This is a genomic window from Microbacterium sp. LMI1x-1-1.1, from assembly GCF_040676205.1.
Taxonomy (GTDB): Bacteria; Actinomycetota; Actinomycetes; order Actinomycetales; family Microbacteriaceae; genus Microbacterium; species Microbacterium aquilitoris.
Map to the genome: position 1 here is coordinate 898,000 of NZ_JBEGHM010000002.1, position 12,798 is coordinate 910,797.

At 68.9% G+C, this 12,798-nt stretch carries 9 protein-coding genes; 2 read left to right on the plus strand and 7 right to left on the minus strand.

The genetic code is table 11. The features are described from left to right. Positions 1 to 6 precede the first annotated feature (6 nt). Positions 7 to 2,148, plus strand: a complete 2,142-nt coding sequence (locus MRBLMI1x_RS12105) for a 3-hydroxyacyl-CoA dehydrogenase NAD-binding domain-containing protein (RefSeq protein WP_363459001.1) — start codon at positions 7 to 9, stop codon at positions 2,146 to 2,148. Between the two features lie 57 nt (positions 2,149 to 2,205). On the opposite strand, the gene pepN is transcribed toward MRBLMI1x_RS12105, so the two are convergent. From pepN to dut, 7 genes are all read right to left on the minus strand, one after another. Then, positions 2,206 to 4,722, minus strand: a complete 2,517-nt coding sequence (gene pepN / locus MRBLMI1x_RS12110) for an aminopeptidase N (RefSeq protein ID WP_363459003.1) — start codon at positions 4,720 to 4,722, stop codon at positions 2,206 to 2,208. Positions 4,723 to 4,742: 20 nt separating this feature from the next. After that, the gene (gene dxs / locus MRBLMI1x_RS12115; RefSeq protein ID WP_018186693.1) at positions 4,743 to 6,710 is read right to left on the minus strand and encodes a 1-deoxy-D-xylulose-5-phosphate synthase; all 1,968 of its coding nucleotides are present in this window, start codon (positions 6,708 to 6,710) and stop codon (positions 4,743 to 4,745) included. Positions 6,711 to 6,783: 73 nt separating this feature from the next. Then, complete coding sequence (locus tag MRBLMI1x_RS12120) at positions 6,784 to 9,648, minus strand: aconitate hydratase (protein ID WP_018186692.1); 2,865 nt, start codon at positions 9,646 to 9,648, stop codon at positions 6,784 to 6,786. Between the two features lie 149 nt (positions 9,649 to 9,797). Beyond that, positions 9,798 to 10,442, minus strand: a complete 645-nt coding sequence (locus tag MRBLMI1x_RS12125) for an LON peptidase substrate-binding domain-containing protein (protein WP_018186691.1) — start codon at positions 10,440 to 10,442, stop codon at positions 9,798 to 9,800. 28 nt (positions 10,443 to 10,470) lie between these two features. Further along, positions 10,471 to 11,250: a DUF3159 domain-containing protein gene (locus MRBLMI1x_RS12130; protein WP_363459005.1), complete on the minus strand. Its 780-nt coding sequence runs from the start codon at positions 11,248 to 11,250 to the stop codon at positions 10,471 to 10,473. A 2-nt stretch (positions 11,251 to 11,252) separates the two neighbouring features. After that, positions 11,253 to 11,837, minus strand: coding sequence for a DUF3710 domain-containing protein (locus MRBLMI1x_RS12135; protein WP_018186689.1), 585 nt, complete (start codon positions 11,835 to 11,837; stop codon positions 11,253 to 11,255). Next, positions 11,834 to 12,283: a dUTP diphosphatase gene (gene dut, locus MRBLMI1x_RS12140; protein ID WP_026302850.1), complete on the minus strand. Its 450-nt coding sequence runs from the start codon at positions 12,281 to 12,283 to the stop codon at positions 11,834 to 11,836. The genes MRBLMI1x_RS12135 and dut overlap by 4 nt, the downstream gene beginning before the upstream one ends. 12 nt (positions 12,284 to 12,295) lie before the next feature. Between dut and MRBLMI1x_RS12145 the strand changes: the two genes are divergently transcribed. Next, positions 12,296 to 12,766: a DUF3093 domain-containing protein gene (locus MRBLMI1x_RS12145; protein ID WP_363459008.1), complete on the plus strand. Its 471-nt coding sequence runs from the start codon at positions 12,296 to 12,298 to the stop codon at positions 12,764 to 12,766. The last annotated feature ends 32 nt before the right edge of the window (positions 12,767 to 12,798 follow it).

Below are 12,798 nucleotides of genomic sequence, written 5' to 3' on the forward strand. Positions count from 1 at the left end.
CCGACGATGACCACCTACGACCAGATCGACTTCTCGCCCCTGCTCGCCCTCTCCGACACCGAGGTCGTGACGAACTCGCCGGTGCGCGACGTGACCCTCGCCAGCGGCAGGGTGCTCGCCCTGATCACGCTGGACAACGGCCGTGATCACACCCGTCCCAACACGCTGGGGCCCGCGACGTTGACCGCCCTGGGCGCCACCCTCGACACGCTCGCCGCTCGGGCGCGCGCCGGCGAGATCCAGGCCGTCGGCATCACGGGCAAGCAGTACATCCTCGCCGCCGGCGCCGACCTCAGCGAGGTCAGCAATGTCGGCTCCGTCGAGAACGCGCGACTGATCGCCCAGCTCGGTCACCACGTCCTCGGCAAGCTGTCGGATCTCGGCGTGCCGTCGTTCGCCTTCGTGAACGGGCTCGCCCTGGGCGGCGGGCTCGAGATCGCGCTGAACTCGACGTACCGGACGGTGGATGCCTCCGCCGCCGCGATCGCGCTGCCGGAGGTCTTCCTCGGAATCATCCCCGGCTGGGGCGGCGCGTACCTCCTGCCGAACCTGATCGGCATCGAGAACGCGCTCGAGGTCGTCGTCTCCAACCCGCTGAAGCAGAACCGCGTCCTGAAGCCGCAGCAGGCCTTCGACCTCGGGATCATGGACGCGATCTTCCCGGCGTCGAGCTACCTCGAGTCGTCACTGCGGTGGGCCGACGGCGTCCTCGGCGGCACGATCAAGGTCGAGCGCAAGAACGCCCCCGGCAAGATCGAGCGGCTCACTAAGTGGCCCATCGCGATCAAGATGGCCCGCGGCATGCTCGAGTCGAAGATCGGCACGGTCCCGCGCTCCCCCTACGTCGCGCTCGACCTGCTCGACAAGGCCAAGAGCGGCACGAAGGCCGAAGGGTTCGCGCGTGAGGACGACGCGCTCGCCTCGCTCGTCACGGGCGACCAGTTCGCGGCATCCATGTACGCGTTCGATCTGGTGCAGAAGCGGGCGAAGCGTCCCGTCGGCGCGCCCGACAAGGCGCTCGCGAAGAAGGTCACGAAGGTCGGCGTCATCGGCGCGGGGCTCATGGCCAGCCAGTTCGCCCTTCTGTTCGTGCGCAAGCTCCAGGTGCCCGTGCTGATCACTGACCTCGATCAGGCGCGCGTCGACAAGGGCGTCGCCTACATCCACGACGAGATCGGCACGCTCGAGGCGAAGGGCCGGCTCGACGGCGACACCGCCAACAAGCTGCGCGCCCTCGTGACCGGGACGACCGACAAGTCGGCCTATGCCGACTGCGACTTCGTCATCGAGGCGGTCTTCGAAGAGGTCGGCGTCAAGCAGTCGGTGTTCGCCGAGATCGAGGCCGTCGTCGCGGAGGATGCGATCCTCGCGACCAACACGTCGTCGCTCTCGGTCGAGGAGATCGGCGCCAAGCTCGCTCACCCCGAGCGCCTGGTCGGCTTCCACTTCTTCAACCCGGTCGCGGTCATGCCGCTCATCGAGGTCGTGAAGACTCCGCTGACGTCGGATGCCGCCCTCTCGACGGCGTTCGTCGTCGCCCGGGGGCTGGGCAAGAACGCGGTCCTCACCGCCGACGCGCCCGGATTCGTCGTGAACCGTCTGCTCGCCAAGGTCATGGGCGAGGCCGCGCGCGCCGTCTACGAGGGCACGCCCGTCGCGGACGTCGAGAAGGCGTTCGCGCCGCTCGGCCTGCCGATGGGACCGTTCCAGCTCATCGACCTCGTCGGCTGGAAGGTCGCCGCCCACGTGCAGGACACGATGGTCCGCGCTTTTCCCGACCGGTTCTATGCGAACGAGAACTTCCACGAGCTCGCCGCGTTGGACGAGGTCGTCGAGAAGGACAAGGGCGGCCGCGTGACCGGATTCACGAAGGCCGCCGAGAAGGTCGCGAAGAAGGCGACGGGATCGACACCGGCATCCGCCGAAGAGATCCTCCGCCGTGTGCAGGACGGCCTCGCGCAGGAGATCAAGCTCATGCTGGACGAGGGCGTCGTGCCCGAGGTCGAGGACATCGACCTGTGCCTGATCCTCGGAGCAGGATGGCCCTTCATCGACGGCGGTGCGACGCCGTACCTCGACCGAGAGGGCGCGAGCGACCGGGTGTTCGGCGACACGTTCCACCACCCGCCGATCCGCGGCATCGCCTGACGGACCCAGGAACGCGTACGGCCCCCGGGGTGTGTCCCCGGGGGCCGTTCGCGTTCGTCAGGGCCGAGTGAGCTGCGCCTGGGCCGCACGGACCCGGAGATCGCGCGCGAGGTGATCACGCTGCTCGATCACGATGCGCCGGAGCGAGCCGGGTGCATCGGCGTGGGCGTCGAGCCATGCGTCCACCGCCGCGGTGTCGTCCGTGGCCGGGAAGAGGCCCCGCACGAGACGCGCGGCGATCTCGATGCTGCGAGTGCGCCATGCCGGGAGGATCCGCTCGAAGTACGGGGCGTCGAACTCCGCGACGAGATCACGGCTCTCCCCCGCCCGCGCGCCACGGATGGTGGCATCGAGGTGGTCGTTGGTCAGCGTCTCGTCCTCCCACGCCGCCCGCCACGCGTCGCGACGGACGGATGCCTCCGGCCGCGCCGCGAGCGCCGCCAGACGCGCCGTGCGGCCCGAGGCGGTCGCATCCCGCTCCGCTTCGGCGTCGACGCGCGCGGCGTCCGCGTGGCCGGACGCCGCGAGACCGAAGAGCCATCCCCACCGGAGATCGGGGTCGAGCGGGAGACCCGCCGGTGCCGGTGCCTCTCCTGCCAGAATCGCCGACATCTCGGCCGCGCGGTCCCCGGACAGTTCGGCGGCCGCACCCACTGCTCGTGCCCAGATGAGCTGCGCGTCGGACCCGGCGTCGGCCGCCGACATGGCGCGCCATGCTCCCTCCAACCACGCGGCCGATGCCCGCTCGACGTCCGACACGTAATGACGGATCGCGAAGGCGGCGTGGGCGAGGACGTCGCTCAGGAGCGCCGGGTGCGATTCGCGGGAAGCGTGATCCGCCGCGATCGCCAGATAGACGGATGCCGCGAGATCCCCGTCACGCACCGCGTTCCACAGGGCCGCCCAGACGACGCCGCGCGCGACCGCGTCGGGCATCGATGACAGGCCCGCCGTGACGGCTGCGAGCGACCGGTCGTCGAGCCGCACCTTCGCATAGGAGCGGTCGTCGACGTTGGCGATCACGAGGGCGGTGTCAGGAAGGACGGGCGCGTCGACGAGGGTGCGCTCACCGAACAGGTCGACGGCGACATCGCCGCGCGCGACGAGACGTCCCGCCTCGTCGTCCCACAGACCGACGCGGACCGCGTGCGGTCGTGCGACGTCCTGCACGACGGCCAGAGGGCCGCGTTCGACGGTGAGGGTCGGCAGCCCGGTCGTCTCGAGCCACGCCGTGCTCCACGATCGCAGGTCGCGCCCCGATGCCTCCTCCAGCGCGACGAGGAGATCCTCGAGCGTCGTGTTGCCGTAGGCGTGGGCGGCGAAGTACCGCTGCGCACCGCGGAAGAAGGCCTCCTCGCCGACGAACCCGACGAGCTGCTTCAGAACCGACGCACCCTTTGCGTAGGTGATGCCGTCGAAGTTCAGCTTGGCCGCCTCGAGATCGGGGATGTCGGCGACGATCGGATGCGTCGTGGGGAGCTGGTCCTGGACGTACGCCCACCCCTTTCGCCGGCTCGCGAACGTGACCCAGGCATCCGGGTGCAGCCCTGTCGCGACGTTCGCGTGCGTCCCCATGAAGTCGGCGAACGACTCCTTGAGCCACAGATCGTCCCACCACCGCATCGTGACGAGGTCGCCGAACCACATGTGCGCCATCTCGTGGAGGATCGTGTTGGAGCGCGCTTCGCGTTGCGCGGCCGTCGCCGCGCCGCGGAAGACGTACGCCTCGGTGAAGGTGACGAGACCCGGGTTCTCCATCGCCCCCAGGTTGTACTCGGGGACGAAGATCTGGTCGTACTTACCCCACGGGTATTCCTGGTCGAAGGCCGCCGTGAAGAAGTCGAGTCCTCGGCGGGTGATGTCGAGGATCTCGTCCGCGTCGAGGTGCTCCGCGAGCGAGGCGCGGCAGAGGACGCCGAGGTCCACGCTCTGCCGCTCCCCCGTCCAGGCCCCGTCGACGCGGTGGTACGGCCCGACGGCGACCGCGGTGACGTAGCTCGACAGCAGGGGCGTCTCGGCGAAGGACACGCGGACCCCGCCGTCGACGTCGAGGCGAGAGGTCTCGGCGCCGCCCGACAGGACGACGCCGTCACCCGACGCCGTGATGTGGAAGGTCCACCGCGCCTTCAGGTCGGGCTGCTCGAAGCACGGGTAGACGCGGCGGCTGTCGGCAGGCTCGTACTGCGTGTACAGATACACGGCCCCGTCCACGGGATCCGTGAAGCGGTGAAGACCCTCACCCGACCGGCTGTACCGACCACGGGCGCGGATGCGGACCGTGTTGTCCTCGGCGAGTCCCGAGAGGCGGATCCGGGCACCGTCCCACTCGACCGGTTGCGGCGCACCGTTGAGCTCCACCTCGTCGACGGCGACGCCGAGGAAGTCGACCCACGTCTCGGCGGCCGACGCGCGGAATCGCAGAGTGCTCTGCGTCGCGAAGTCATCGCGGGAGGCGTCGGACGCCGACCGGACGTCCAGGTCGACCTCGATCGTGTCGAGATCGATGACGGATGCCCGGGCCGCGGCATCCTCTCGACTCAGGTTCTCATCGCCGGAATGCTGCCGTGTCTGCATCCCTCCATGCTGTCACGCGGTCAGTCGGAAGCCGCGTCGGTCGGGCCGCGGAGTTCGACCTCCTGCGAGCTCCACACGGCGTCGTCGCTCGACTGGCGGGCGACGGGTACGCGCGTGCCGAGCACCTGCGACACGACGTCCTGCGCGATCTTCGAGGCCGTCAGGCCTGCATCGGCGAGGATCTGCTCGCGGGTCGCGTGGTCGATGAACTCGTCCGGAAGGCCGAGCTCGTCGACGGCCGTCGAGACGCCCGCCTCGCGCAGCACTTGACGCACGCGCGTCCCGACACCGCCGACGCGGATGCCGTCCTCGATCGTGATCACCAGGCGATGGGATGCCGCGAGCTCGACGACGGCAGGGCGGATGGGAACAGCCCAGCGAGGGTCGATGACCGTCGAACCGATGCCCTGGGCGCGGAGCCGCTCGGCGACCTCGACGGCCATGTGCGCCATCGGGCCGATGCCGACGATGAGGACGTCCTCGGCGCCGCTGCGGTACAGCACGTCCGTGCCGTCCGCCAGACGCTCGATCGCATCGAGGGCATCCGGCACGGACCCCTTCGGAAAACGCACCACGGTGGGCGCGTCCTCGACGGTGACCGCCTCGTCGAAGAGTTCGCGAAGCCGCTCCGCGTCGCGGGGCGCGGCGATCCGGATGCCGGGCACGAGCTGCAGCATGGCGAGGTCCCAGATGCCGTGGTGGCTCGGACCGTCGGGCCCGGTCACGCCCGACCGGTCGAGGACGAAGGTGACGCCCGCCTTGTGCAGCGCGACATCCATCATGACCTGGTCGAACGCCCGGTTCATGAACGTGGCGTAGATCGCCACGACCGGGTGGACACCGCCGAACGCGAGCCCTGCGGCCGAGGCGACCGCGTGCTGCTCGGCGATGCCGACGTCGTACACGCGCTTCGGGAACCTCTGTGCGAACTCCTGCAGGCCGGTCGGTCGCAGCATCGCGGCGGTCATCGCGATGATGTCGTCGCGCCGCTCCCCCGCCGCTACGAGCGCCTCGGAGAAGACGTCGGTCCAGGCCACGGCATCCGATGACCCGATCGGCTCCCCCGTGATGGGATCGATCTTCCCGACGGCGTGGAACTGGTCGGCCTCGTCGCGTCGCGCCGGCTCGAACCCGCGCCCCTTGTCGGTGATGGCGTGCACGATGACGGGAGCGCCGTACTGCTTCGCGAGACGGAGCGTCTCCTCCATGGCATCGAGGTCGTGCCCGTCGACGGGACCGAGGTACTTGATGTCGAGGTTGGAGTACAGCGCCACGTTGTTGGTGAAGCGCGAGAGAAAGCCGTGCGTGCCGCCGCGGACGCCGCGGTAGACCGCTCGGCCGATGGGTCCCAGCAGCCGGGAGACATGGGCGGAGCTCTGACGCAGGGTCTTGTAGCTGTCGGCCGTGCGAACGCGGTTGAGGTAGCGGGCCATGCCCCCGATGGTCGGCGCGTACGAGCGACCGTTGTCGTTGACGACGATGACGAGGTTGCGATCGTTGTCGTCGGAGATGTTGTTGAGCGCCTCCCACGTCATGCCGCCCGTGAGCGAGCCGTCACCCACGACGGCGACGACGTGACGATCCTTGCGCCCGGTGACGGTCAGGGCACGCGAGACGCCGTCCGCCCAGCTCAACGAGCTCGACGCGTGCGAGGACTCGACGACATCGTGCGGGCTCTCGGAGCGCTGCGGGTAACCGGCGAGACCGCCGCGCGAGCGCAGCTTCGAGAAGTCCTGACGACCGGTGAGCAGCTTGTGGACGTAGGACTGGTGTCCGGTGTCGAAGATGATCGGGTCGTTCGGGGAGTCGAAGACGCGGTGCAGTGCGATCGTCAACTCGACGACACCGAGGTTCGGGCCGAGGTGGCCACCGGTGCGCGAGACGTTCTCGACGAGGAAGGTCCGGATCTCATCGGCGAGGATGTGAAGCTCCTCGCTCGAGAACCGATCGAGGTCACGCGGACCGGAAATTCCCTCGAGAAGACTCATGACAGGAGTCTACGTGCCCGCATGCGAGAGGACCCCGACTCCACGCGGAGCCGGGGTCCTCTTGACACGCGGGTCAGACCAGCGAACGCAGCACGTACTGCAGGATGCCGCCGTTGCGGTAGTAGTCAGCCTCACCGGGGGTGTCGATGCGGACGACCGCGTCGAACTCGACCGTCTGCTTGCCCTCCGGCGAGAACTCGCTCGGCTCGGCGACGACCTTCACCGTCTTGGGCGTGACGCCCTCGTTCAGCTGCTCGAGGCCCGTGATCGAGACGATCTCGGTGCCGTCGAGGCCGAGCGAGCTCCAGCTCTCCCCGGCGGGGAACTGCAGCGGGACGACGCCCATGCCGATGAGGTTCGAGCGGTGGATGCGCTCGAAGCTCTCGGTGATGACCGCCTTGACGCCAAGCAGGCTCGTGCCCTTGGCCGCCCAGTCACGCGACGAACCGGAGCCGTACTCCTTGCCGCCGAAGACGACGAGCGGGGTGCCCTGCGCCTGGTAGTTCTGGCTCGCGTCGTAGATGTACGACTGCGGTCCGCCGGGCTGGGTGAAGTCGCGGGTGAAACCGCCCTCGACGACCTTGCCGTCGTTGACCGCGGCGACGATCTCGTTCTTCAGGCGGATGTTCGCGAACGTGCCGCGGATCATGACCTCGTGGTTTCCGCGACGCGAGCCGTAGGAGTTGAAGTCCTTCTGTGCCACACCGTGCTCGGTGAGGTACTGAGCCGCCGGGGTGCCGGCCTTGATGTTGCCGGCCGGGCTGATGTGGTCGGTCGTGACCGAGTCGCCCAGGGTCGCCATGACGCGCGCACCGGAGATGTCGGTGACGGGTGCCGGCGTGCTCTCCATGCCGTCGAAGTACGGTGCCTTGCGGACGTACGTCGAATCCTCGTCCCATTCGAAGATGGGGCCGGTGGGCGTGGGCAGGTTCTGCCAGCGCTCGTCGCCGTCGAAGACGGTCGAGTACTGCTTGATGAACTGCTCGCGCGAGATGGAGTGGTCGATGACCTCCTGGACCTCGTCGGGCGAGGGCCAGATGTCCTTCAGGAACACGTCGTTGCCGTCCGCGTCCTTGCCGAGCGCATCGGTCTCGAAGTCGAAGTTCATCGACCCGGCGAGAGCGTAGGCGACGACCAGCGGCGGCGAGGCCAGGTAGTTCATCTTCACATCGGGGCTGATGCGGCCCTCGAAGTTGCGGTTGCCCGAGAGGACGGCGGTGACGGCGAGGTCGTTCTCGTTGATCGCCGCCGACACCTCCTCGATGAGCGGACCCGAGTTGCCGATGCAGATCGTGCAGCCGTAGCCGACGGTGTAGAAGTCGAGGCCCTCGAGCGCCTTGTCGAGACCGGACTTCTCGTAGTAGTCGGTGACGACCTTCGAGCCGGGTCCGAGCGTCGTCTTGACCCACGGCTTGCGCTTCAGGCCCTTGTCGACGGCCTTCTTGGCGAGGAGGCCCGCCGCGATCATGACCGACGGGTTCGACGTGTTGGTGCACGAGGTGATGGCCGCGAGGGTGACCGCACCGTTGTCGAGGAGGTAGGACTGCCCGTCGGGAGTCGTGACCTTGACCGGCTTGGATGCCGCGTGGCGGGCACCGCTCGAGATCATCGAGGGGACGTGCTCGTGCTCGTGCTGGTGCGAGACGCCCTCGGCCGAGACGGTCTCGTGCTCGACGCCCGGAGCGGAACCCGGGTCTGACGCGGGGAAGGTGCCTTCGATCTCGACGGAGTCCTCAGCCGCGGCATCCGCGTAGTTGAGGATGTCCTTCTCGAACTGGTTCTTCGCCTCGGAGAGCAGAATGCGGTCCTGCGGACGCTTCGGGCCGGCGATGGAGGGGACGACCGTCGACAGGTCGAGCTCCATGAACTCGCTGAAGCTGAGCTCGCGGGAGGCGTCGTGCCACAGCGACTGAGCCTTGGCGTACGCCTCGACGAGGGCGACGGTCTGCTCGTCGCGTCCCGTGAGGCGCAGGTAGTCGAGGGTCACGTCGTCGACCGGGAACATCGCGGCGGTCGAACCGAACTCGGGGCTCATGTTGCCGATGGTGGCGCGGTTGGCCAGCGGCACCTGGGCGACGCCCTCGCCGTAGAACTCGACGAACTTGCCGACCACGCCGTGCTTGCGGAGCATGTCGGTGATCGTGAGGACGACGTCCGTCGCGGTCACGCCGGCGGGGATCTCACCGGTGAGCTTGAAGCCGACGACGCGTGGGATGAGCATGGAGACCGGCTGGCCGAGCATGGCGGCCTCGGCCTCGATACCGCCGACGCCCCAGCCGAGCACGCCCAGGCCGTTGACCATCGTGGTGTGCGAGTCGGTGCCGACGCAGGTGTCGGGGTAGGCGCGCAGGACGCCGTCTACCGGGCGGTCGTAGATGACCTTGGCGAGGTGCTCGATGTTCACCTGGTGGACGATGCCGGTCCCCGGGGGGACGACCTTGAAGTCGTCGAAGGCGGTTTGACCCCAGCGCAGGAACTGGTAGCGCTCACCGTTGCGCTCGTACTCGATCTCGACGTTGCGCTCGAGGGCGTTCTCGGATCCGAAGAGGTCGGCGATGACCGAGTGGTCGATGACCATCTCGGCCGGCGACAGCGGGTTGATCTTGCTCGGATCGCCGCCGAGGGCGGTGACGGCCTCGCGCATCGTGGCGAGGTCGACGATGCAGGGGACACCGGTGAAGTCCTGCATGACCACGCGCGCCGGCGTGAACTGGATCTCGGTGTTGGGCTCGGCATCGGGGTTCCAGTTACCGAGGGCCTCGATCTGCTCCTTGGTGACGTTCGCGCCGTCCTCGGTGCGAAGCAGGTTCTCAAGGAGGATCTTGAGGCTGTACGGAAGCTTCTCGAAACCGGGAACGGTGTCGATGCGGAAGATCTCGTAGTCGGTGTCGCCGACTGTGAGTGTGCTCTTGGCACCGAAGCTGTCAACTGTGGACACGTGTGCTCTCCTTCGTCGGCGGGCGCGGCGTGAGCCGGCCCTCCCATCTTCGCCCTGCCTGGTCCCGGTGACTAGTGAGGTCCGCCTTACCCAGGCGGGCGAAATTTATCTTGATATCAAGATACTCTACGCGGGCGGATGCCGCTGCCTCAGGCGCCGCTCTCCTCGTCCGGATCGACCTCGTCCGCAGCGCGCGCGACGAGCACCGGCTCCTCGTCGAGACACAGCCTGACCAGCAACGTGAGGAGATCGCGCAGGCTCGTGGCGCCGAGCAGACGGAACTGGTCGTACTCGCCGAGGGGTGCGATCGCGGCGAGCTGCCAGCTCGACTCGACGGGGTCGTCCGACACCTCCGTATCGGGATCCCACCGCGCTTCCCCGAGCACCGAAGCGAGCGTGGCGACACGGCGGACCACCCGCTCCGCTTCGCGCCGCAGCGGTGCCAGCTCCTCGTCCCAGGCCAGCGGCTCCAGGGGCGTCACGTCGGCGATCGGATGCGGGTCGTCGAGACCCCAGCGGTCTACCGTGATGCGATCTCCGCCGACGGCGATCACGAAGAGGTCGGCGCTTCCCGCTTCGACCTGGACGATCCTGGCCATCGTGCCGAGGGAGGAGCGTTCCTCTCCCCCGCCGGCTTCTCGTCCGCGCTCGATCAGGACGACGCCGAACTCCGGGTCCTCGTGCTCGAGCAGTCTCCCGAGCATCGTCAGGTAGCGCGGTTCGAAGATCCGAAGGACGAGCGGCGCGTGCGGGAACAGCACACTCCCGAGCGGGAACATCGGGACGGCGTCCATACGGCCAGTCAACCAGCCGTCGGACCGGTCAGGGGCGTTCTGCTGCGGCTTCCTCGGTCGACGCGGCGCGCGGCGGATAGAGCGCACGGACGGCGAGCCAGGTCACCGCGACCATCGGCGCGAACAGCGGCAGGCCCATGATGAGCTTCAGAGTGCCGAGTGCCGCCGTCTGATCCGTGAGGTACAGCGGCAGCTGCACCGCGAGACGCGCGAAGAACAGCGCGGCCCACGCGATCGTCAGCCAGAAGAACACCCGGCGCTTGCGTCGGTCTGCCCGCCACGCGGTGCCCTCGTTCATGAGGAACCCCGCAGCGACGCCGATGAGCGACCACCCGATCAGCGCCGAGACGAGGAGCCCTGTCCCGTACGCCGCGTTCGTGATCAGCCCGGGGACGAAATTGTCGACGCCCCGACCCGTGAACAGCGCGAGCGCTGCGGCGGCGCCCGTCGCGATCAGCCCGCCGAAGGCCGCCGCAACGGGAGACCGCTGAACCAGGCGGATGATCGTGAAGACGGCCGCCAACCCCACCGATGCCACGAGCGAGAGCACGAGGTCCTGACCGGTGACCGTGTAGAGGACGACGAACACGAGCCCCGGGAGGACGGACTCGCCGATCCCCCGCCATCCGCCCATCGCCCGCCACACGACGTGTCCGGTCGTGGCGTCGTCGGTCGGATCGAGTCCGGCACGTTTCGCGGCGCCTCCGAGGGCCTGACCGATGAGGTCGGATGCCGTCGGTTCGCCCGCTGAGGGCGGGACGAGGTCCGGTCGATCGACCGACGGCTCGCCGGGTCGGTCCTGGGCCATGCTCACGCGCTGCCGGGCGTCGCGGGCATCTTGAGAGGGATGAGGTCCCGCGGAGGCATCGGCGTCGTCCCGCGCACCACGACGATCGATCGGAAGAGGTCTTCGACCTGCTCGGCAGCCGTGATGTCACCGGCGGCGGCTCCGCCGATCACACCGCGCAGGAACCACCGGGGGCCGTCGACGCCCACGAACCGTGCGAGCCGCTTACCGGCCGCGCCGTCCGCGCCGGCGACGGGGACCTCGGCGAGCAGCTCGGGTCCCAGAGGACCTTCGCGCTCCTCGACGCGTCCGCCCTGCTGACGGACCTGCTGACGGATCTGCTCTCGCGTCTCCTCCCACAGGCCGCTCGAGCGCGGTGCGGCGAACGGCTGCACCTGCAGGGTGGAGCCGGCGTAGTCCAAGCCCACGGCGACGATGCGCTTCGTCTGCTCCTCGACCTCGAGCCGGAGGTTCAGCCCCTCCCGGGGCAGGACCTTCACGCCGCCGAGATCGATGTAGGGGCGGACGGGATTGGCTTCCGCCTCGTCGAAGGGGCCGTTGGCGGCACGATCGCTCGGTGCCGACTTGGGGGCGAGCTCGTCGCTCATGCGGTTGTTCCTGTCGTGTAGCCGGTGGATCCGAATCCCCCGTCACCGCGCACACTGTCGGGAAGCGCGTCGACGGGGAGGAATGTCGCCCGCGAGACGGGCATCACGATGAGTTGGGCGATCCGATCGCCCGGTGCGATGTCGAACGCCTCGGCGGCATCCGTGTTCAGCAGCGTCACCTTGATCTCACCCCGGTATCCGGCGTCGACCGTGCCCGGGGAGTTGACGACGGTGATGCCGTGTTTGGCGGCCAGACCGCTGCGGGGGACGACGAAGGCGACGTAGCCGTCGGGAAGCGCGATGCGCACTCCGGTGCCGATGAGGGCGCGCTGGCCGGGAGCCAGCCGCACCTGCTCGGTCGAGACGAGGTCGGCGCCTGCATCCCCGGGGTGCGCGTAGACGGGCACATGAGCCGAGATAATGGGAACGTCCACGGTATCCATCACCCCCCGAGGCTAATGCACAACACCGACCGCCCCGTCCCCGCTTCCTACCGCGAGCGGTTGAGCCCGTCCCTGTGGCTCCTGGTGAGCGCAGCGGTGTGCGCCCCGATGGCAGCCGTGGTGTTCTCGCCGATCGACACGACGCTCGCCCTCGTCATCGGACTGGCCGTCGGAGTCATCCTCGTCTCGGCGCTCATCCTCGCCGCGCCCGTGATCGCCGTCCGTGACGGGGTCCTGTACGTGGGGCGCGCCCACATCGCGGTGTCCGATCTGGGCGAAGCCGAGTTCCTCACCGGGGACGACGCCCGCACGGCGCGAGGCGGCGGCCTGCGCGGGGACGATTGGCACGTCCTCCGCGGCGGTATCGACGGCGTCGTCCGCGTTCCCGTCTCAGACGACGACGACCCCGCGGCACGCTGGGTGTTCTCGTCGCGCACACCCGATCGGGTGGCGGCGATCATCACCCGCGCGCAGCGGGGTCGCTAGGTCTCCGCGGCTGACGCCGAGGAAGGTCGGCG